A 20,324-nucleotide genomic window follows, 5' to 3' on the forward strand; every position below is an offset into this window, starting at 1 on the left:
AACTGAGGCACGGGGCATCTAGTACTCCACCTTCTGCGAGCGGCGGCGGATGACCGTCACCTCGTCGCGCTGGTTGCCCGTCGGGCCCAGGTAGTTGAAGGCCCACGACAGCTGGGCGTAACCGCCGATGAGATGGGACGGCTTGAGGATCAGACGGGTCAGCGAGTTGTGGATGCCGCCGCGCCTGCCGGTGGTCTCCGCCTTGGGGACGTTCACCGTGCGCTCCTGCGCGTGGTGCATGAAGACCGTGCCGGCCGGCATCCGGTGCGAGACGACCGCGCGCGCCACGACCACGCCGTTGCGGTTGACCGCCTCGATCCAGTCGTTGTCCTTCACGCCGATCGCGTCCGCGTCCTGCGGCGCCATCCAGATGCACTGCCCGCCCCGGGAGAGCGACAGCATGAAGAGGTTGTCCTGGTACTCGGAGTGGATGGACCACTTGTTGTGCGGGGTGAGATAGCGGACCGTCACCTCCTTCTCGCCGTCCGGGCCGAGCCGTGGCTCCCCGAACAGGCGGTTCATGTCCAGGGGCGGCCGGTAGACGGGCATCGCCTCGCCCAGCTCGTGGATCCAGTCGTGGTCGAGGAAGAAGTGCTGGCGTCCGGTGAGGGTGTGCCAGGGCTTCAGGTGCTCGGTGTTGAGCGTGAACGCCGTGTAGCGCCGGCCGCCCGACTCGCTGCCCGACCACTCGGGCGAGGTGATCACGGGGACGGGCGCCGCCTGCGTGTCGGCGTACGTGACGCGCTTGCCCTCGTGCTCGGCGGCCAGATGCGCCATCTCCTGGCCGGTGCGCTCCTCCAGGGTGTGGAAGCCCTGCGTGGCGAGACGGCCGTTGGTCGTGCCGGACAGGGCCAGGATGGTGTTCGCCGCCTTGACGGCCGTGTCCAGGGCGGGGCGTCCGTCGGCGGGGCCGCCGCGCACGACGCCGTTGCGCTCGCGCAGCTCGTCGACCTCCTGATCGGGCCGCAGGGCGATGCCCTTGGCGGGCAGGCCCAGCTGTTCCGCCAGCGGGCCGAGCGCCGCGAACTTCGCGCCGATCGCCGTGTAGTCCCGCTCCACCACCGTCAGGCCCGGCATGGTCTTGCCCGGGATCGCCTCGCACTCGCCCTTGCGCCAGTCCAGGACGACACCGCCGGGCTGCGCGGTCTCGCCGGGGGTGTCGTGCTGGAGCGCGGTGGCGACGACGTCCTTGCGCACACCGAGATGGTCCACCGACAGCTCGCTGAGCCGGTCCGCGATCGCCTTGAACGCGTCGAAGTCGGTGCGGGCCTGCCAGGGCGGGTCGACCGCGGGGGTGAAGGAGTGCACGTAGGGGTGCATGTCTGTGGAGGACAGGTCGTGCTTCTCGTACCAGGTCGCCGCGGGCAGCACCACGTCCGAGAGCAGCGTCGAGGACGTCTGCCGGAAGTCGAGCGAGACGAGCAGGTCGAGCTTGCCCTCGGGCGCCTCGTCCCGCCACGTCACCGTGGAGGGCCGCTCGTCGGGCGACGCCTCCTGTGCCCGCAGCGAGGAGTGCGTGCCGAGCAGGTGCTTGGTGAAGTACTCCGCGCCCTTCGCGGACGAGCCAAGGAGGTTGGCCCGCCACAGGGTCAGGACGCGCGGCCAGTTCTCCGGGGCGTCCGGGTCCTCGCAGGCGAAGTTGAGCGTGCCCGCCTTGAGCTCGTCGACGACGTTGGCCACCGGGTCGTCCGACGTCTCGCCGAGAACCAGGGAGTTGCGGTCGAAGGTCGGGTACGAGGGCATCCAGCCGGTGCGCGCCGAGAGGGCCAGGCAGTCCGCGCCCGTCATCCCCGTGAAGCGCCCCTCGCCCAGCGGTGAGGCGAGCACGTCCGCCGCGAACTTGTCGTAGCGCCACTGGTCGGTGTTCAGGAACCAGTAGGCGGCGCCGATCATCTGTCGCGGCGGCCTGCTCCAGTCGTTGGCGCTGGCCAGCGTCGCCCAGCCGGTCGCCGGGCGGCACTTCTCCTGCCCCACGTAGTGCGCCCATCCGCCGCCGTTGCGGCCCTGGCAGCCGGTCAGCTGGAGCAGCGCGAGGAAAGCGCGGTAGATGGTCTCGGAGTGGAACCAGTGGTTGGTCCCCGCCCCCATGAGGATCATGCAGCGCCCGCGCGACTTCTCGGCGGTCCGCGCGAACTCCCGCGCGATCTTCACCGCCTTCGCGGCCGGGACCGAGGTGTGCGCCTCCTGCCAGGCGGGGGTGCCGGGCGCGTCGGCGTCCTCGTACGAAGCGGGCCAGTCGCCCGGGAGGCCCTCGCGGCCGACGCCGTACTGCGCCAGCAGCAGGTCGAAGACCGTCGTGACGAGCGGTCCGTCCTGGCCGCCGAGCCGTGTGGCGGGCACTCCGCGGCGGACGATCTCCCCGCGGCCCTGGCCGTGCGTGCCGCCCTCGGTGTCGAAGCGGGGGAGGAGCACCTCGACGCCCGAGGCGACCTCGGAGCCGTGCAGGGAGAGCTGCGGCTCGATATTGCCGAGCTCCAGGTTCCACTTGCCCTTGCCGGACTCGGTCCAGCGGAAGCCGAGCGAGCCGTTCGGCACGGCCGGCCGGCCGGTGTTCTCGTCCAGGACCGCCGTCTTCCAGTCGCCGCCCTCACCGCTCTGGCCGAGGTCGGTGGCGCGCAGGAACTTCGAGGGGACGTACGCGCCGTCGCGCTCGGTCAGCGTCACCAGGAACGGCAGGTCGGTGAACTTGCGCACGTAGTCGGTGAAGAAGTCCGTCCGCCGGTCGACGAAGAACTCCTTGAGGATGACGTGGCCCATCGCGATGGCCAGCGCGCCGTCCGTGCCGGGGTGCGGGTGCAGCCACTCGTCGGCGAACTTCGTGTTGTCCGCGTAGTCCGGCGAGACCGCCACGACCTTCTGGCCGCGATAGCGCGCCTCCGCCATCCAGTGCGCGTCCGGCGTCCTGGTCACCGGGACGTTCGAACCCCACATCATCAGATACGCCGCGTCCCACCAGTCACCCGACTCCGGTACGTCGGTCTGGTCGCCGAACACCTGCGGCGAGGCGACCGGCAGGTCGGCGTACCAGTCGTAGAACGACAGCATGGGCGCGCCGATCAGCGACATGAAGCGGGCGCCCGCCGCGTGCGACACCATCGACATCGCGGGGATCGGCGAGAACCCGGCGACGCGGTCGGGGCCGTGCGTCTTGATGGTGTGGACGTGCGCCGCCGCGATGATCTCGACGGCCTCGTCCCACGTCGCCCGCACCAGGCCGCCCTTGCCGCGCGCCTGCTGGTACCTGCGGCGCCGCTCGGGGTCGCCCTGGATGTCCGCCCAGGCCAGGACCGGGTCCCGCAGCCGGGACTTCGCCTCCCGGTACATCTCCAGGAGCACGCCCCGCAGATACGGGTAGCGCACCCGGGTCGGCGAGTACGTGTACCAGGAGAACGCGGCGCCGCGCGGGCAGCCGCGCGGCTCGTACTCGGGGCGGTCGGGGCCGACCGAGGGGTAGTCGGTCTGCTGGGTCTCCCAGGTGATGATGCCGTCCTTGACGTACACCTTCCAGCGGCAGGATCCCGTGCAGTTCACGCCGTGCGTCGAGTTCACGACCTTGTCGTGGCTCCACCGGTCCCGGTAGAAGGCGTCCGCGTCCCGGCCGCCGACGAGTCCGATGCTGTGCAGGTCGGGGGCGGCGGTGCCGCGGCGGAAGAACTTTCCCGCGCGCAGCAGCGCGGCGCCGGGCTCGGTCGTCTCTGTCACCCTTGAGCTCCCTAGGTCTGCCTTTCAACGAACTTAGGTGCGGTGCGACAGCGGCACACGGCGGCGACCGCCGTACGGGTTGCGGGGCTCGCGGCACTCCGGGGCGGTGTTCCTTACCTCCGGGGTAATCGACCCCCGGCCGCGGTCCCGGCAGGGTGGTCGTACCGGATCCGGTCCGGCGCACTCCGGCCCGGATCCGGCCCCCTTTCCCTTACCTCGCCCGGAGGCCTGAGCCCATGTCGACGTACTCCGCACACCCGCTCACCGCACTGGCCCGCACGAACGACCCGAAGACGATGCTGCGCCGCTTCCTCGCCCTCGACGCGGTCGTGACCAGCGGGAACGGGCTGGCGTACGCCGCCGCCTCGGGCCCGCTCGGACGCTTCCTCGGCGTCGACGCGGGGCTCCTGCTCGGCCTGGGGGTCTTCCTCACGCTGTACGGCGTGGGCGTCGGCTGGCTCGCCGCGCGCAAGAGCCCGCCCGCGCTCGCCGTCCGCGCGGTGATCGAGGCGAACGCGGTCTGGGCGGTGCTCAGTGTCGTGGCCCTGTTCGCCTGGCTGGCGCCGAGCACGGCCGGGGCGGTGTGGATCCCGCTCCAGGCCGCCACCGTCGGCGGCTTCGCCGCCCTCCAGTACGCGGCGCTGCGGGCACTTCGGAGCTAGGCCCGGTCGTCGGCGGGGCTCGGTGCGGCGGAGCTAGGTCCGGTCGTCGGGGGCGGGGGCTCGGTGCCGCGGAGTCAGGCCCGGTGGTCGGGCGCGGGGGGCTCGGTGCCGCGGGCGTCGAAGCGGCTGCGGGCGGCCTCGATCTCCGTGAGGTACCGGTGCGTCCAGGCGCACATGCCGTCGACCGTGGCGAGCAGCCCCTCGCCCGCCTCGGTCAGGCGGTACTCGACGCGGGGCGGCACGGTGGGGTACACCGTCCGGTGCACGAGGCCGTCCCGTTCGAGGCCGCGCAGGGTCTGGGTCAGCATCTTGTGGCTGATGCCGTCCACCGCGGTCCGCAGCTCGGTGAAGCGCAGCGTCCGGTCGGCCAGGGCGTTGATGATCAGCAGCGCCCACTTGTTGGCCACGCCCGAGAAGATCTCGCGGGCCAGGGAGTCGGCGCGTGTGAGGTCGGCGTCGGCGGTGGCGTCTTCGGCGCCGGCGGTGTGGCCGTCGGCCTGGTTCGTTCGCATGGAGTTGCCCCGGCCCCTAGGACGCCGACTGGAGGTACTTGACCGTCGCCGGATCGGCCGGCAGGAGCGTCTCGACGGCCAGTTCGGCGACCGTCACGTCCATGGGGGTGTTGAAGGTCGAGATCGACGAGATGAAGGAGAGCAGGTGCCCGTCGTGCTCGATGCGCAGGGGCAGCGCGAAGTAGGGCACACCGCTCTGCGAACCGCCGGGCTCGAACACGTCGGTGCCGGGGTCCGCCACCGGATAGGCCGCCACCTCCTCGTACACCGCGCGCAGCCCCTCCGACCGCTGGAGCGCGATCTGCCGCTCCATCTGGTGCAGCAGATGCCCCCGCCACTCGCGCAGATTGCGGATCTTGGGGGCAAGGCCCTCCGGATGGAGCGTGAGCCGCATGGCGTTCAGCGGCGGCTTCAGGAGGTGCTCGGCGACGCCGTCCAGGATCATCGCGATGCCCTGGTTCGCGGCGACCACGTCGTACGTCGCGTCGACGACCAGGGCGGGGTAGGGCTCGTAACCGCGCAGGAGCTGTTCGAGGCCCTCGCGCAGGGTGCCCATGGCGGGGTCGTCCATGGGGGTCTCCCGGAAGCGGGGTGCGTACCCCGCCGCCAGAAGCAGCGAGTTGCGGTCCCGCACGGGTACGTCGAGGTGTTCGGCCAGGCGCAGCACGATCTCCTCGCTCGGGCGTGACCTGCCGGTCTCGATGAAGCTGATGTGCCGCGCCGACGAGTCGGCGCGCAGGGCCAGTTCGAGCTGGCTGACCTTGCGCCGCTCGCGCCAGCCGCGCAGGAGGGGGCCGACGCCGGTGCTTCCCTTGGTGGACACGGCAGTTGTCATACCCAGACAGTAATCGAAGACGTTCGCGATCCGACGGGTCGGCCCATGGCCGGTCGACGGCCTGATCAGGGGCCTCGCGGGGGCCGATGTGGCAGTCTGAGGGACGCGCGTGAGCACACGTTCATTCACCTGTACACCGCCCGCACGGCGTGCGGAGAGGAAGGGGCGAGTCATGGCAGTCGAACCGCTGTCCCAGAAGGACGTGGAGGAGCGGCTCGCCGAGCTGCCCGGCTGGTCGCTCGACGGCGACCGGATCACCCGCTCCTTCCGGCTCGGCTCGCACTTCGCCGCCACCGCGATGGTCGTCCACATCGCGCAGATCCAGGAGGACCTGGACCACCACTCCGAGCTGACGCTCGGCTACAACACCGTCTCCCTCTCGGTGAACACGCACAGCGTGGGCGGCGCCCTCACCGCACTCGACTTCGAACTCGCGGGCCGCGTCGAGGAGTCGGCGGTCGGGCACGGGGCGGTCTGAGCGGGGATGCTGGACTACGGCAAAGAAGCCGACCGGTACGACGCGTCACGCGGCGGAGAGCCGCGCGCCCGGGCCGCCGCCGACGCGGTCCGCGGCCTCCTGCCGCCGGACACCCGCACCCTCCTGGACGTCGCCTGCGGCACGGGCCTGGTGACCAGGTGCCTCGCCGGGGCGGGCCTGCGGGTGACCGGAGTGGACGCGGCGCACAACATGGCGCGCAGGGCGGCGGGGCGCCTGCCGGGAGCCGTCGTCCTCGGCGACAGCCGCAGTCTCCCCTTCCCCGACGCCTCGTTCGACGCGGTGTGCACGGTGTGGCTGCTCCACCTGCTGTCCGGCGCCGGCGAGGCGGCGGCGGTCGTCGCCGAGTGCGCCCGGGTGCTGCGGCCCGGCGGAGTCTTCGTCACGACGGTCGACAAGGCCGCCGCGCACGACGTGGGCAGCGACATCGACGCCGTGCTCGCGCCGCGCCCGGTGCGCCCCGCGGCCGACCGCGGGCAGGCGGTCGAGGCGTACGCGGCGGCCCAGGGCCTGGCCCCGGCCGGAGAGGCCCGCTTCCGGGGCCATGGCCAGGGCCGCTCGCCCCGCTCCACGGTCGCGGACCTCCACCGGGGCTGGTTCACGCAGATCCCGCCGGGCAGCCCGTTGGCGACACGCATCGAGGGGCGCCTCGCGTCCCTGCCGGACCAGGAGGAGCCCCGCCCGGACCCGAGCTTCACGCTCCGGTCGTTCCGTGGGGCGGCGGCGTAGCGGCACGGCGGCTGGGGGCTCCGGGCGGACGGGGGCGGCAGACGGCGGTCGCGTTTGCCGAAACCGCAAGGCAGCTGGCAAGCAAAGAGAAGGCGGCGCAGTCTGAAGCCCGCTCGTACCTCACACGAGCGAACCTCTTTCCCGACATGAGAAGGCGGCGGCAGAAGATGGCTCACGACCAGCGGCACGACCACCAGCACGGCCCCACGCACGGAGACACGCACGGCCACTCCCACGGTCACCACCACGGGGACATCGACTGGGCCACCATGGGCCCGATGCTGGAGCGGAACGCGGAGCTGGCCGCCCCGCAGAACCGAGAGATCGCCGCCTGGCTGCACACCTGGCAGCCGGAGCCCGCGCTGATCGCGGACGTGGGCAGCGGCTCGGGGTCCGTCTCCTTCCTCCTCGCCGAGATCTTCCCCAAGGCCGAGGTGCTCGCGGTGGACCCGGCGGAGCCCCTCCTGGAACGCGCCCGGGAGCGGGCGGCCCGCGAGGGCCTGACGGACAGGATCGGCACGCTCCGGGCGGAACTCCCGGAGGGCATCGGCGCACTGCCGCCCGCGGACCTCCTGTGGATCGGCCGGGCGCTGCACCACGTCGGCGATCAGGAGCAAGCGCTGGCCGCCCTCGCGGAACGCCTGGCACCGGGCGGCGCGATCGCGCTCCTGGAAGGCGGCCTGAACCAGCGCATCCTGCCCCGCGACATCGGCTTCGGCAGGCCGGGCCTCCAGACCCGCCTCGACCTGGCGGACGACCAGTGGTTCACCCGGATGCGCGCGGACCTGCCGGGCGCGAAGGCGGTCACGGAGGACTGGCCCACGCTCCTCACCGAGGCGGGCCTGCGCCACGCGGGCACCCGCACGTTCCTCCTGGACATCCCGGCCCCCGTCTCCGCCACGGCCCGCGCCCAGATCATCTCGGAGCTGGCCCGCCGCCGCGAGATGCACGACGAAACCCTGACCCCCGAAGACCTGGCCACGCTGGACCGCCTCCTGGACGATTCCGACCCCCAGAGCCTGCACCACAGGCCGGACGTGTTCCTGCTGTCGGCCCAGACGGTACACACGGGCCTCAAGGCCTGAGCCGCTTCCCGCTGGCGGATCTGCCCAACACCGATGGCCGTAAGCGCTGTTGACGTTACCTTTTAGGCGAGGTCGATCAGGCCAGCGGAGGGGAGACGGGCTGTGGGCGAGTTGCTGCGATGGGAGTCCGACGAGGGTCCCGTCGTCGTGGAGGTGGACTCCAGGGACGCCGGTTTCCGGTCGGTGTCGCGCAGGACCGACGGCAGCGAGATCCATGAGGTCGAGGGTCACTTCGGGGCGGCGCTGAACAATGTGCGGGGCGCGGCGATGTCCGCGCTGCGGACGTTCCGGGACCAGGCACTCGACCCCGACGGGATCGAGCTCGAGTTCGGGGTGAAATTGAGCGCCGTCGCGGGGGCCGTCATCGCCAAGACCGCTGCCGAAGGGCATCTGACCGTCAAGTTGACCTGGGCCCGGCGGGACGGGGCGGGTGAGCGATGACGGTGCGGGGCGGATAATGCGAGGCATGCACTGGCGTGCCCGCGTCGGTACGGTCGACGGCGTCCCCCGAGGGGCCGGCGTGCTGGTCGACGGCACACGCCTGATCACCTGCGCCCATGTCGTCGAGGGGCTCTCGGAGGTCTGCGTCACGCTGCCGGGCGTCACCGGCGCGCTGCCCGCGAAGGTGGCGTGGTCCGGCGACTGGCGACGCCTCGGCGACCGCGGTGACATAGCCGTCCTCGAACTCGCCCACGCCCTGCGCGTGCCGCCCTGCGCGTTCGCGCCGCCCGACGTGCTGCGTCCGCAGCCGGGCCGCGTCGCCCATGAACTGCGGGCGCTGGGCTTCCCCTTCGGCCACGAGCAGGAGGGCACCCACGTCACCCTGACCACCAGCGCGGACCGGCTGCTCGGCCAGGAGTGGCTGGAGGTCGACGTCCGGCAGGCCCATCTGCGCCGTCTGGACGAGGGGTTCAGCGGCGCGGCGGTCTACGACCCGGAGTCCGGCGCGGTCGTCGGCATGGTCACCGACGCCGTGCTCGGCGGCGATCAGGAGGGGTACATCGGGCGGATGCTGCCCATCGAGACCATCCGGCGCCACTGGGAGGACCTGGACGACTTCCTGCCCCTGGACTGGCTGCCGGGCGAGCCGCGCCGCGAGCTGCGCGCGCTGTTCGACGGGACGCACCTCGATCCCGCCGCACTCGAACTGCTCGTGCGCCGCGCCTTCCCCACCTTCCGCCGCCCGCTCCCCGCCTTCCGGTCGATCTGGCACGCGATCCGGTACGTCGGTGAGGAACTGACCGGCGACGAGCGGCTGGTGCGGCTGCTGCGCGCACTCGGCACCCGGCTTCCGGAGGTGGACGTCGGCGCGTGGCTGCGGCGCTGGATGCCCGAGCACCACGTGGAGGAGGCGGACGACGGGAAGGCCGCGCGGGAGGCTGCCGCCCCGGTCGGCTCGGTCATGTTCCGCGCGGAGTCGATGACCCGCGGCGCCGGACTCGACCTCACCGTGTGCACGGTCGTCGACGGTGTACCCGTCGCCTCGTCGGGGCCCGTGCGGATCCGCCCGCGCCAACTCCGTACGAAGGTCGAGGCGATGCTCGCCGAACAGATCGCCAGCGTGCACGCTTGCGACTGGATGCTGGAGTTCGTGGTGCCGGAGCGGCTGATGAGCGAGCCCTTCGAGGAGTGGCAGATCCACGAGCCGGGCGCGGCACGCCCCCGCCCCATGCGCACGGTCCCCGTGGTCGTCCGGCACATGGACCGCCTCAAGCCGCTCACCGTCTCCCGCCTGACCCGCAGGCGCTGGGAGACGGTCCGGGCCCGCGGCGAGACCCGGCCCCGGCGCGTGGAGTGCGGACTGCCGTACGGCTACGACGAGTTCCACGACTGGCTGGACGCGGACGACGAGGTGTGCGCCCTCGCGTACGCCGCGACGCCCCTGGGGGACTGGCTCTCGGCGGCCCTCGACACGGGGGTGCCGATCATGCTCTGGAGACGGCACGACTGCGGCGAGGACGGCCACGCGCACTGCGCCCCCGAGAAGTTCCTCGACCGGCTCACGGAAGCGGTGGCGGTGCTCGACCCCGACCGGCTGCCCTTCGAGGTCATGCGGCTGCGCAAGGAGGCCCGCTCGCCGGACAAGGGGGACGCCGAGCACTGCGGGCACCGGCTGACGCTCTTCTGGGACGATCCGGAGCGCAAGCCGGACCCGCCACTGGCGATGGGAACGCGGGCGGACCCATGAGCACATGCGGCACAGGAATCAAGCGGATCACATGCAGCACGGGCAGCGTGGCAAGTGCCGGGAGTGCCCGGCCCATACGGAACACGGGAAGCACGGGGAGCGTGGAGCGTGTCTGACACCGCCGAGTCGTCCAACTGGCGCATCTACTCCGGGAGCCGTGTCCCGCACGACGGCATCGACCGCCTCCCCGCCCCGCCCCCCTGGCGCACCTTCAGCGGCGGCCCGGCCCTGCCCACCCCGCCCGGCGACTCCGGCAACCCGCACGCGGCCGTCAGCTACCGCCCGGGCGAGGACGCGATCCGGCAGGTCAACGCCGCGCTCTATCTGCGCAGGCCGCTCCTGGTGACCGGCGCGCCGGGCACCGGCAAGTCGTCCCTCGCGTACGCGGTGGCCCATGAACTCGGCCTCGGAAAAGTCCTGCACTGGCCGATCACCAGCCGGGTCACGCTCCGGGACGGCCTGTACGAGTACGACCCGCTCACCCGCCTCTACGCGGCGGGACGCGCCCGCGGTGAGGACGGCGCCGGGGGCTCCCCGGGCGAAGACATCGGGGACTATCTGCGCCTCGGGCCCCTCGGCACGGCACTGCTGCCGTACGAGCGTCCGCGCGTCCTGCTCGTCGATGAGATCGACAAGAGCGACATCGACCTGCCCAACGACCTTCTCACCATCTTCGAGAAGGGGGCCTACGAGATCGTCGAGCTGGCCCGCCGCGCGGAGTCGACGGCCCGGGTGATGACGGCCGACAGCACGACCGACCGGGTGGAGATCCGCGACGGCACGGTCAGCTGCCGCGCCTTCCCCCTCGTCGTCATGACGAGCAACGGCGAGCGCGAATTCCCGCCGGCCTTCCTGCGCCGCTGCGTGACCGTGGACCTGAAACAACCCGCGAGCGTGGAGGAGCTGACGGCCATCGTCCGCGAGCACCTCGGCCCCATGGTCGCGGGCGAGGAAGGCGAGCTGCCCCCAGCGATCAGGGAGATCATCGACCGCTTCTTCGAGCGGCGCAGCGGCGGGCTGCTCGCCAACGACCAGCTCCTCAACGCCATCTACATGTGCCACCACGCCTCGTTCAGCGAACCCCCGGAAACCGTCCGGAAGTTGGCCGACCAAGTGATGCCGTTCCTGAGCAGCGAGGCGACACGCTCCGATGGCGACTGAGCGTCTCGGGAAGCTGCGCGGCCTGCTCGACACCCTGGGGCCCCACGTCACCCCGCTGGAGCTCGCGGAGATGCTCTGGCTGGCAGAACGGCTGCCTGCGGGCGAGGCGGGAAGCGCGCCGGACGGCCAGGACGGGGAGCGCGACCGGGGCGACCGGTCTGACGCCGACCCGGCGGGACGCGGCGGCGCCGCTTCCCGGGGCGGCGAGCTGGCCCCGGGCGCCGCGGCGGCCATCGGCGACGCCGTCACCGTCCCGGACGACGAGGCGGACCCCGGTGCGGACGGCAGGGACGCACACCGGGCCGCCCTGCACCTCCCGCGCGGCCTTCCGCGCCCCGGCACCGACGCCGAGGACGTCCTCGTCCCCGCCCCGCAGGCCCTGCGCCACGAACTGGGGATCCAGCGCGCCCTGCGGCCCCTCAAGCGGCGTGTCCCCGACCGGCGGCGCCGCATCCTGGACGAGGGCGCGACGGCCGCGCGCGCCGCGCTCCGGGCAGGGCTGCGCCCCTGGGCCCCGGTCATGGCCCCCGCCACCGACCGCCTCCTGAGCCTGGCCCTCGTCGTCGACACGGGCGCGGCGATGGAGGTGTGGCGCCCGCTCGCACGCGAGCTGCGCGAGGCGATGCAGCGCACCGGCGCCTTCCGTGACGTACGGCTCTGGCAGCTGACCGACCTCGGTCCTGGCGTCGGCGTCCGGTCCTCGCCCGGCGGCCCCGCGCTGGCCCCGGCGGCCATGGTCGATCCGACGGGCCGCCAGGTCACTCTGGTGCTCAGCGACTGCTCGGGCCCGCACTGGTGGGGCGGGCGCGCGGCCCCCGCCCTGCGACTGTGGGCCGGGCGCGGCCCCACCGCCATTCTCCAGCCGCTCCCCGAACGTCTTTGGCGCCGCACGGCGGCTCCGGCCGTCCCCGGCAAGGCGATCGCCTCCCGGGCGGGCGCGCCCAACACCGCCCTGCGTTTCACCCCGCACGACGGCAGGGCGGGACGCCCCGCGCCGGACGCGATCCCCGTGCCCGTCCTCGAACTGGATCCCGAGTGGCTGGCCGACTGGGCGGGTCTGGTCACCGCGTCCGGCGATCACCACCGGGACACGGCGGTGACGTACGTGAGCGCGGAGCAGGTGCCGCACGGGCAACCCCTCCTGGAGGAGGGCGACTTGACCATCACGGAGCGGATCCTGCGCTTCCAGGCGGCGGCTTCGCCCACGGCGGTGGACCTGGCGGCGCACGTCGCCCTGTCGGTGCCCGCGCTGCCGGTGATGCGGCTGATCCAGCAGCGGGTGACGACGGGCTCGCGTTCCAGCGACCTCGCCGAGGTCCTGCTGAGCGGCCTCCTTGAGCCGGTCGACCCGGAAGGCGGTCTGTACGAGTTCGTGCCGGGCGCGAGACGCGCGCTCCTCGAAACCCTGCCGCGCCCCGAGTCCCTGGCGGTCGCCGAACTGCTGAACCGGCTCGGCACGGAGATCGAGGCCAGGGCGGGCTCGGCGTCCCGGGCTTTCCGGGCGGTCGTGCCGGTGGCGGAGGGGACGGGGGACCGGGCGCTGGGCGATGCGGGCCAGCCCTTCGCGCTGGTGAGCGAGGAGGCGCTGGGGCTGCTGCGGGGCCGGGCGATCCGGGTGGCGGAGCGGCCGGTGGGCGAGGAAAGCGCGGCCGGCGGTGCGGAGCCGGACGCGGAGGAGACGGCGGAGAGTTCCCCGGGCCGACCACCGTCCCCCCTCGGCGGCTTCGACCCGCCCGCGAGCATTGCGTGCCCGCCGGGGCTGACGAATGTGCCCGCTCTCGGACGGTTCGTCGGCAGAAGGGCGGCCCTGGAGCACCTGGACCGGGAACTGCTCACCCCGGGCACAAAGCCCCCCAGAGTCGTCCTCCACGGAACGGGAGGCGTGGGCAAAAGCGTTCTGGCCGCGACGTGGGCGACGGACGCGGCCCGGGACCAGATCCTGGAGCCGGTGTGGTGGGTGAGGGCGGACTCGCCCGCCTCGATCGTCAAGGACATCTCCGGCCTCACCCGCGCCCTGCAACCCTCGGTGCCGGACTTTCTCGCGCGGGAGGGGCGCTGGGAGTGGGCCCTGCAATGGCTGACTTCGCACGAGGGCTGGGTCCTCGTCTTCGACAACGTGAAGCGCCCCGAGGACGTACGCGTCCTCCTGTCGCGCCTGGGCACGAACGGGTACGTCCTGCTCACCAGCCGCCAGGCCACCGGCTGGGAGGGGTTCGCCACCCCGATGGAGCTGGACGTCCCCGAACTGCCGGAGGCCGTCGCGATGTTCGACCAGCGGGCGTCGGGGGATCCGGCGGAGGTGGAGCTCCTGTGCGAAGCACTCGGCCGGCTGCCGCTCGCGCTGTCGCTCGCCTCCGCTCACATCGCGAATTCAGGCACTCCCGTGCACGAGTACCGCGCCATGATCGAGGCGCAGATGTCTCAGTTGCGGGACTCCGGCGGCAGCCCCCAGTCGTTCACTGCAGGCGACACCTTGAGGAAGAACCTACGGTCCGTCAGCGCTCCGCACGGCAGACGCGTCCTGCGGATCCTGTCCTGGTACGCCCCCGAACCCGTACCCGTGGACCTGCTGACCGGAGCCGGGCTCACGGAGGCGCAGGTCGCCGACGCTTTGGAGCCCCTGGCGACCACCGGCCTGATCACCCGTGCGGGAGGGACGGTCGGTGTGCACGGCCTGATCGCCTCCGCCGCGCGCACTTGGGACGTCGGCGGCCGGGACGAGGAGGCCGACCGGTCCGACGAGACCGGGAACGGCGAAGAGACCGAGGAGGCCGAGGAGACGCAGGAGATCCGGCGGGCGGCCGCGCGCTGCCTCGCGCAGGCCGCTCCCCGCGACGCGGACGACCCGACAGGCTGGCCCCGCTGGCGTGTGCTCCTCCCGCCCGTCGAGGCGTTCGCCGAACACTCTCCGCCCGAGGACGACGACGCGGTCTTCGGCTCCCTCCTGGTGGAGACGGCGGGTTTCCTCATGGCACAGGGACGCTCCTCACCAGCCCTCGGCTTCCTGCAAAGGGCGGCGGAGTCCTTGCAGCGGATCTTGGGAGAGGACGATTCCCGCGTGTACCGCGCCACGACGGCGCTCGCGACCGCGTATCTGTCGTCGGGGGACACGGCGCGGGCGCTTGCCTGGCTCAGGAACGCACGGTCCGCCATGGACCGGTCGGCCAGACCCGAGTACGACCCGCAGCGGCTCGCGCTGCGCGGACAACTCGCCGACGCGTACCTGGCATCGGGAGCGACGAGGCGGGCGATCAGGGAACTGGAGGCGGCCCACTCCGTCGCGGCCCGGTGTCTGGGCACCGACGATCCGGTGACCGTCCCCTTGCTCGCGCGGCTCGCGGCCGCCCATCTGGCGGCCAAGGAGTGGGACCGTGCGGTGGCCGCCTACCAGGAGGCACTGGCCGCACACCTCCGCGTGTTCGGTGACCTGGCCCCGCCCACGCTCGCCGTGCGCTGCGAGCTGGCCCTCGCGTTCGACAAGGTGGGGGACACCTTGCGAGCTTTGGAGCAACTCGTGGAGGTGGTGGCCGGATACCGGTCGGCCCTGGGCGAGGGACATCCGCATACGATCGCCGCGCTGGCGCACCTGGCGGGCGTGTACGAGCGCGAAGGCGCTTTTGGCCAGGCAGTGGAGGTGTACGCCGAGGCACGCACCCGCAGCGCCGAGACGCTCGGGGAAGAGCACCCGGAAACCCTGCGCCTCAAGGAGAGGCTGGCCCGCGCCTGCATGCTGGACGGGGACCTGGAGCGCGCGATGGCGCTGTACGAGGAGGCGCTGACCACCCGCGGTGAGACCTCGGGGCACGAGCACCCGGAGACGCTCCGTGCGGCCACGTCGCTGGCCGAGGCCTACCGGCGTGCCGGGCGCAGGGAAAAGGCGATCGCGCTGTACGAACGCACGCTGGCCACCCGGATCAGCGTCCTGGGGGAGTCGCACGTCGAGACCCGCAGGACGTACGGCGATCTGGCCGAAGCCCTGCTCGAGGCCGGGGAGGTGCGGCGGGCGATCGCGCTCCTGGAGAGGACGCTGGACGAGCGCATGATCAGCCTGGGCGACGTGCACCCGGGCACCCTGAGGACACGCCACCAGCTCGCGTACGCCTATCAGCGGGCCGGAGAGCCGGAGGCGGCGAGCGTGCTGCACCAGACGGCGTTGGCCGGCTTCAAGAGTTCACTGGGCGAGGACCACCCGCGGACCTACGAGGCCAGGGCCGACCTCGCGCACGCTCTTGCCGCGGACGGCGACATGGAGGGTGCTCTCGCGCAACTGAGCCGGGCGGCCGAGGGCTTCGCCCGTGTGCTCGGGGAGGATGCCGAGGAGACGGTCGCCGCGCGCGAGACTCTGGCCCAGTGGCAGGAGCGTCGCCCCTGACCGCCGGGCCGGAATCTCTTACGGGGGTGTGAGGGTCATGCCGCGTCGAACTGTGCCGGGTCCGGGCCCAGGCGGCGGTCCTCGTTCAGTGCGCTGATCGCCGCCATGTCCTCGGGGTCCAGCTCGAAGCCGAAGACGTCGATGTTCTCCTTGATCCGCGACGGGGTCACGGACTTGGGGATCACCACGTTGCCCAGCTGGACGTGCCAGCGCAGGACGACCTGGGCCGGTGTGCGGCCGTGCTTGCGGGCGATGGCGACGATCGCCGGGACCTCCAGGAGGCCCTTGCCCTGGCCGAGCGGGGACCAGGCCTCCGTGGCGATGCCCTGCTCCGCGTGGAACGCGCGTGAGGCGTGCTGCTGGAGGTGCGGGTGGAGCTCGATCTGGTTGACCGCCGGGACGACCGAGGTCTCGGCGAGCAGCTGCTCCAGGTGCTCGGGCAGGAAGTTCGAGACGCCGATGGACGTGGCGCGCCCGTCGGCCTGGATCTTCTCGAAGGCCTTGTACGTGTCCACGGCCAGGCCCTTGGAGGGCAGCGGCCAGTGGATGAGGTACAGGTCGACGCGGTCGAGACCGAGCTTGTCCAGCGACGCGTCGAAGGCGCGGAGCGTGGAGTCGTAGCCCTGATCGGTGTTCCAGAGCTTCGTCGTGACGAAGAGATCCTCGCGGGCGATTCCGGATGCGGCGATGGCCCTGCCGGTGCCCTCTTCGTTGCCGTAGACGGCAGCGGTGTCGATGCTGCGGTACCCGGCCTCCAGCGCCGTCGCGACGGCGGACTCGGCCTCGTCGTCCGGGACCTGCCAGACGCCGAAGCCGAGCTGCGGCATCTCGACGCCATTGTTCAGGATGATCGGGGGGACCTTGCTCACGAGCTCTCGATCCTTACGTCGTCGGGTGGTATTCCCACGGGTGGTACTCCCATGGTCAACGATCAGGTGCGGTGCCGCATTCCACGACCACTCCCGGAACCGCTGCCCCTGCCGGAACCGCTTCCGGATCCATCCACGAGAACACTCCCGGGTGAAGTCCGGCCGTTTTTTGGTCCGCACCATTGACCGCGTTCCGCCATGCCGCGACTCTATTGCACGTCACTGAACGCAGAACACTCATGTGAACGCCCGGTGAACGGACCGCGACACCCGTTCCACCTCCGTCACCCTCCTCTCACCCCGGGCCGTTTCGCGGTCGGTGACTCCTGAACCCCCACTTTTTCAGGAAGGCGGCCACCCGCACATGAACGATGACCAGAACCCCACCACGCCCGAGGTGCCGGAAGCCGTCACCGCGTGGCGGACGCCCGACTACGAAGTCGTGGAGACCGCACTCGAAGTGACCGCGTACCGCAACGCCGACCGGTGACCCCGCCGCCATGCTGCTGAAGGTGCTCGGCACCGCGGCGGGCGGCGGGCTTCCCCAGTGGAACTGCGCGTGTCCCGGGTGCACCGGGGCACGCGCCCACCCGGAGCGCCGCCGCCGGCACGCCTCCCTCGCCGTCCGGGCGCGGGCGGGCCGCTGGTACGTCGTCAACGCCACCCCCGACATCGGCGACCAGATCGAGGGGGCCACGGAACTGCACCCCGGGCCGGGTGCCCGGCAGACCCCGGTCGCCGGTGTGGTCCTCACCGACGCCGAACTCGACCACACCCTCGGCATCGCCCGGCTCCGCGAGGCCCATGACGGCGTCGACGTGCTGGCGACCGCGCCCGTCCTCGACGCCGTCCGCGAAGGGCTGCGGCTCGACGCCGTCCTCGGCCCGTACACGCCGGTGCGGTGGCGCGAGCTTCCGGCCGGCGCCGGCCGTCCGCTGGACGGGGACTCCGGCGTCACCGTCGGCGCCGTCCCGCTGTCGGACAAGAAGCCCCGGTACGCCGCCGACTCACCGGACAGCGAGGCCAGTTGGTCCGTCGCCCTGCGGCTGCACGACCCCGGCACCGGCCGCACCCTGCTCTACGCCCCCGCCCTCGCCGTCTGGTCCGAGGCCTTCGACGAAGCCGCGCGTGAGGCCGACTGCGTCATCGTCGACGGCACCTTCTGGGACGACGAGGAACCCCTGCGCTCCGGCTTCTCGACCCGCACCGCCACCGCCATGGGCCATCTGCCCGTCAGCGGGCCCGGCGGCACCGCGCACCGACTGGCCCGCCTGCCCGGGCGCTGCCTCTACACCCACCTCAACAACACCAACCCGCTCGGCGACCCCCACGCCGAACAGCACAAGCACCTGGCGGAGTGGGGCATCGAGGTCGCGGCGGAACGGATGGTGATCGAGCTGTGACGCCTCCCTGGGCGGCCCCCTGGCCGGCCCCTTGGCCGACCGACGAGTTCACCGAGCGGCTGCGCGCCGTCTCGGCCGAGCGCTACCACGACCGGCACCCCTTCAACGTACGCATGCACGAAGGCACCCTCACCCGCGACGAGTTGCGCCGCTGGATCGTGAACCGGTTCCACTACCAGCGCCACATCCCGGTCAAGGACGCCCTGATCCTCGCCAAGTTCGACGACCCCTCGCTGCGCCGCGGCTGGGTGCGCAGGATCCAGGACCACGACGGGGAGAAGGAGGGGGACGGCGGCATCGAGCGGTGGCTGCGGCTCGGCGAAGCCGCGGGGGTCGGGCGCGAGCAGCTCCTGGACGCCTCACGGGTGCTGCCCGGCGTGCGGCTCGCGGTCGAGGGATACGTCAACTTCTGCCGCCTGCGGCCCCTGCTCGACGCCGTCGCCGCCTCGCTCACCGAGCTGTCGGCGCCCGACCTCATGCGGACCAGGATCGACGCCTTCGAGCGGCACTACCCCTGGATCGACACGGAAGGCCTCACGTACTTCCGGACCCGCGTGGAGCAGGGCGGCCGGGACGGACGGGAAGCGCTCGGACTGGTCCTGGAGTGGGCGCGCACCCGGGACGAGCAGGAACGGGCCGTCGCGGCGCTCGGGTTCAAGTGCGACGTGCTGTGGACGCTGCTCGACGCGGTCGACCGGGGGCCGGCATGCGGCTGACGAACGAGGCCGTACGTCTCGACTGGCGCCCCGCGCTGGCCCGCTCGGTGATGCTGCGGCACGACCGGGTGCGCGGCCTCGACCTGCTGCTGCTCCCCGAGCGGGTGGTCGTGCTGCGCGGGTCCGCCGGGAGCATCCTGCGGCTGTGCGACGGCGAGCGCGAAGTCGGCGCGATCGTCGCGGAGTTGGAGCGCGAGCACCCCGACGCCGCGGTGGCCGACGACGTGCCCCGGTTCCTCGCGACCCTGCGCTCGGAAGGGTGGCTTCGGTGACGGAGTCCGCCTCCCCGCATCCCGTACCCCCACCGTGGGCCCTCCTCGCCGAACTCACCCACGGCTGCCCGCTGCGGTGCGCCTACTGCTCCAACCCCACGGAACTCACGTCTCGTACGGCCGAGTTGACTACCAAGCAGTGGAGTGACGTCCTGCGCCAGGCCGCGGACATCGGCGTCGTGCAGACCCATCTGTCCGGCGGCGAGCCCCTCCTGCGCCGCGACCTGCCCGAGATCGTCCAGGCCGCCGACTCCGCCGGCATCCACACCCAGCTCGTGACCAGCGGTGTCGGCCTGCACGAGAACCGCCTCGCGGACCTCGTCGGCGCGGGCCTGCGCAGCGTCCAGCTGTCCGTGCAGCACGCCGACCCGGGCCGGGCCGAACTCATCGCGGGTGCACGGGCGTTCAGCGCGAAGGAGCGGGCCGCCCGGCTGGTGCGGGCGGCGGATCTACCGCTCGGCCTCAACGCCGTGCTGCACCGCGCCAATCTCGACGCCCTGGACGGCATCGTGGAGCTGGGCCTCGCCTGGGGCGCCGAGCGGATCGAGCTGGCCAACACCCAGTTCTACGGCTGGGCCCTGCGCAACCGCGACGCACTGCTCCCGGACCGTACCCAGGTCGCCCGGGCCCGTGAGCGCGTGGAGCGCTGGCGGGAGCGGCTCGCGGGGCGCATGGAGCTGGTGTGGGTGGCGCCCGACTACGTGGACGGCGTCGCGAAGCCCTGCATGGGCGGCTGGGGCGCCATCTCGCTGACCGTCGCCCCGGACGGCACCGTGCTGCCGTGCCCGGCCGCCGGTGATCTGCTCGGGCCCGACGCGCCGAACGTCAAGGACCATCGACTGGGCTGGATCTGGCGGGAGTCGGCGGCTTTCAACCGCTACCGCGGCGAGGGCTGGATGCGTGAGCCCTGCCGCGGCTGCGACCTGCGGACCGTGGACTTCGGCGGCTGCCGCTGCCAGGCGTACGCCCTGACCGGCGACGCCTCTCGCACCGACCCCGCCTGCCACCGCTCGCCGGACCACGGGATGGTCCGTGCCCTGGTCGACGGCGGGGGAGGCGCCGGTACGGGCGACTTCGCCCACCGGGCGTCCCCGAACGTCGCCCACCGGGCGTCCCCGAACGTCGCCCACCGGGCGTCCCCGAACGTCGCCCACCGGGCGTCCCCGGACTTCGCCTACCGGGCGTCCCCGAAGACGTAACCCCTCACCTCGCGGCGGGACACCGTCCCCGACCCGCGTCCAAAGATCGTTAGGAACCCTTCCTAACAGCACATCCCACCACACCCCACCCCTCACCACGCATCACGTATCCGAAGGAGAACA

17 protein-coding genes are annotated in these 20,324 nt (G+C 72.5%); 13 read left to right on the forward strand and 4 right to left on the reverse strand.

The features are described from left to right. Positions 1-18 precede the first annotated feature (18 nt). Entirely contained in the window at positions 19-3,702 is a 3,684-nt protein-coding gene (locus tag QBL25_RS33140) for a nitrate reductase subunit alpha (RefSeq protein ID WP_409060625.1), read from the reverse strand. Between the two features lie 236 nt (positions 3,703-3,938). Between QBL25_RS33140 and QBL25_RS33145 the strand changes: the two genes are divergently transcribed. After that, complete coding sequence (locus QBL25_RS33145; protein WP_409060626.1) at positions 3,939-4,364, forward strand: hypothetical protein; 426 nt, start codon at positions 3,939-3,941, stop codon at positions 4,362-4,364. Between the two features lie 74 nt (positions 4,365-4,438). Here the strand turns inward: QBL25_RS33145 and QBL25_RS33150 are convergent, their stop codons facing one another. Together QBL25_RS33150 and QBL25_RS33155 are read right to left on the reverse strand one after the other, a co-directional pair. Next, a complete protein-coding gene (locus QBL25_RS33150; RefSeq protein WP_409060627.1) occupies positions 4,439-4,876 on the reverse strand; it encodes a winged helix-turn-helix transcriptional regulator in 438 nt (145 codons plus the stop codon). A gap of 16 nt (positions 4,877-4,892) precedes the next feature. After that, positions 4,893-5,711 carry a helix-turn-helix domain-containing protein gene (locus tag QBL25_RS33155; RefSeq protein ID WP_409060628.1) on the reverse strand — a complete coding sequence of 273 codons (819 nt, stop codon included), beginning with the start codon at positions 5,709-5,711 and terminating at the stop codon, positions 4,893-4,895. A gap of 172 nt (positions 5,712-5,883) precedes the next feature. Here QBL25_RS33155 and QBL25_RS33160 point away from each other — a divergent pair, with 172 nt between their 5' ends. The 7 genes from QBL25_RS33160 to QBL25_RS33190 all read left to right on the forward strand — a co-directional run bounded on the left by QBL25_RS33160 (position 5,884) and on the right by QBL25_RS33190 (position 15,742). Next, positions 5,884-6,189: a 4a-hydroxytetrahydrobiopterin dehydratase gene (locus QBL25_RS33160; protein ID WP_409060629.1), complete on the forward strand. Its 306-nt coding sequence runs from the start codon at positions 5,884-5,886 to the stop codon at positions 6,187-6,189. A gap of 6 nt (positions 6,190-6,195) precedes the next feature. Then, positions 6,196-6,936 carry a class I SAM-dependent methyltransferase gene (locus QBL25_RS33165; protein ID WP_409060630.1) on the forward strand — a complete coding sequence of 247 codons (741 nt, stop codon included), beginning with the start codon at positions 6,196-6,198 and terminating at the stop codon, positions 6,934-6,936. 167 nt (positions 6,937-7,103) lie between these two features. Beyond that, positions 7,104-8,021 carry a class I SAM-dependent methyltransferase gene (locus QBL25_RS33170; RefSeq protein WP_409060631.1) on the forward strand — a complete coding sequence of 306 codons (918 nt, stop codon included), beginning with the start codon at positions 7,104-7,106 and terminating at the stop codon, positions 8,019-8,021. A 102-nt stretch (positions 8,022-8,123) separates the two neighbouring features. Next, positions 8,124-8,462, forward strand: coding sequence for a CU044_2847 family protein (locus QBL25_RS33175; protein WP_409060632.1), 339 nt, complete (start codon positions 8,124-8,126; stop codon positions 8,460-8,462). A gap of 25 nt (positions 8,463-8,487) precedes the next feature. Then, positions 8,488-10,209, forward strand: coding sequence for a trypsin-like peptidase domain-containing protein (locus tag QBL25_RS33180; protein ID WP_409060633.1), 1,722 nt, complete (start codon positions 8,488-8,490; stop codon positions 10,207-10,209). A gap of 108 nt (positions 10,210-10,317) precedes the next feature. Further along, on the forward strand, positions 10,318-11,370 hold the full coding sequence (locus tag QBL25_RS33185) for an AAA family ATPase (protein ID WP_409060634.1): 1,053 nt from the start codon (positions 10,318-10,320) through the stop codon (positions 11,368-11,370). Further along, positions 11,360-15,742: an SAV_2336 N-terminal domain-related protein gene (locus tag QBL25_RS33190; RefSeq protein WP_409060635.1), complete on the forward strand. Its 4,383-nt coding sequence runs from the start codon at positions 11,360-11,362 to the stop codon at positions 15,740-15,742. The genes QBL25_RS33185 and QBL25_RS33190 overlap by 11 nt, the downstream gene beginning before the upstream one ends. 35 nt (positions 15,743-15,777) lie before the next feature. Here QBL25_RS33190 and QBL25_RS33195 read toward each other — a convergent pair whose 3' ends face one another. Further along, positions 15,778-16,569, reverse strand: a complete 792-nt coding sequence (locus QBL25_RS33195) for an aldo/keto reductase (protein WP_409062861.1) — start codon at positions 16,567-16,569, stop codon at positions 15,778-15,780. 406 nt (positions 16,570-16,975) lie between these two features. Between QBL25_RS33195 and pqqA the strand changes: the two genes are divergently transcribed. The 5 genes from pqqA to pqqE are packed head-to-tail and all read left to right on the forward strand — an operon-like array spanning position 16,976 to position 20,201. Beyond that, positions 16,976-17,101 carry a pyrroloquinoline quinone precursor peptide PqqA gene (pqqA, locus tag QBL25_RS33200; protein WP_409060636.1) on the forward strand — a complete coding sequence of 42 codons (126 nt, stop codon included), beginning with the start codon at positions 16,976-16,978 and terminating at the stop codon, positions 17,099-17,101. A 10-nt stretch (positions 17,102-17,111) separates the two neighbouring features. Next, a complete protein-coding gene (gene pqqB, locus QBL25_RS33205) occupies positions 17,112-18,014 on the forward strand; it encodes a pyrroloquinoline quinone biosynthesis protein PqqB (RefSeq protein ID WP_409060637.1) in 903 nt (300 codons plus the stop codon). Next, positions 18,011-18,730, forward strand: coding sequence for a pyrroloquinoline-quinone synthase PqqC (gene pqqC / locus QBL25_RS33210; protein ID WP_409060638.1), 720 nt, complete (start codon positions 18,011-18,013; stop codon positions 18,728-18,730). Before pqqB ends, pqqC begins: the two co-directional genes overlap by 4 nt. Continuing rightward, the gene (pqqD, locus tag QBL25_RS33215; protein ID WP_409060639.1) at positions 18,721-19,002 is read left to right on the forward strand and encodes a pyrroloquinoline quinone biosynthesis peptide chaperone PqqD; all 282 of its coding nucleotides are present in this window, start codon (positions 18,721-18,723) and stop codon (positions 19,000-19,002) included. Before pqqC ends, pqqD begins: the two co-directional genes overlap by 10 nt. Continuing rightward, the gene (gene pqqE / locus QBL25_RS33220; protein WP_409060640.1) at positions 18,999-20,201 is read left to right on the forward strand and encodes a pyrroloquinoline quinone biosynthesis protein PqqE; all 1,203 of its coding nucleotides are present in this window, start codon (positions 18,999-19,001) and stop codon (positions 20,199-20,201) included. The genes pqqD and pqqE overlap by 4 nt, the downstream gene beginning before the upstream one ends. Positions 20,202-20,324: the final 123 nt, after the last annotated feature.

It is taken from the genome of Streptomyces sp. SYP-A7185 (assembly GCF_046103685.1).
GTDB lineage: Bacteria > Actinomycetota > Actinomycetes > Streptomycetales > Streptomycetaceae > Streptomyces.

Bases quoted from the DNA above. Each gene is read 5' to 3' on its own strand.
- QBL25_RS33190 (WP_409060635.1), top strand. From the start codon at position 11,360: ATGGCGACTGAGCGTCTCGGGAAGCTGCGCGGCCTGCTCGACACCCTG.
- pqqA (WP_409060636.1), top strand. From the start codon at position 16,976: ATGAACGATGACCAGAACCCCACCACGCCCGAGGTGCCGGAAGCCGTC.
- QBL25_RS33155 (WP_409060628.1), bottom strand. From the start codon at position 5,711: ATGACAACTGCCGTGTCCACCAAGGGAAGCACCGGCGTCGGCCCCCTC.
- QBL25_RS33160 (WP_409060629.1), top strand. From the start codon at position 5,884: ATGGCAGTCGAACCGCTGTCCCAGAAGGACGTGGAGGAGCGGCTCGCC.
- QBL25_RS33195 (WP_409062861.1), bottom strand. From the start codon at position 16,569: ATGCCGCAGCTCGGCTTCGGCGTCTGGCAGGTCCCGGACGACGAGGCC.
- QBL25_RS33180 (WP_409060633.1), top strand. From the start codon at position 8,488: ATGCACTGGCGTGCCCGCGTCGGTACGGTCGACGGCGTCCCCCGAGGG.
- QBL25_RS33170 (WP_409060631.1), top strand. From the start codon at position 7,104: ATGGCTCACGACCAGCGGCACGACCACCAGCACGGCCCCACGCACGGA.
- pqqD (WP_409060639.1), top strand. From the start codon at position 18,721: ATGCGGCTGACGAACGAGGCCGTACGTCTCGACTGGCGCCCCGCGCTG.
- QBL25_RS33145 (WP_409060626.1), top strand. From the start codon at position 3,939: ATGTCGACGTACTCCGCACACCCGCTCACCGCACTGGCCCGCACGAAC.
- pqqB (WP_409060637.1), top strand. From the start codon at position 17,112: ATGCTGCTGAAGGTGCTCGGCACCGCGGCGGGCGGCGGGCTTCCCCAG.
- QBL25_RS33150 (WP_409060627.1), bottom strand. From the start codon at position 4,876: ATGCGAACGAACCAGGCCGACGGCCACACCGCCGGCGCCGAAGACGCC.
- QBL25_RS33165 (WP_409060630.1), top strand. From the start codon at position 6,196: ATGCTGGACTACGGCAAAGAAGCCGACCGGTACGACGCGTCACGCGGC.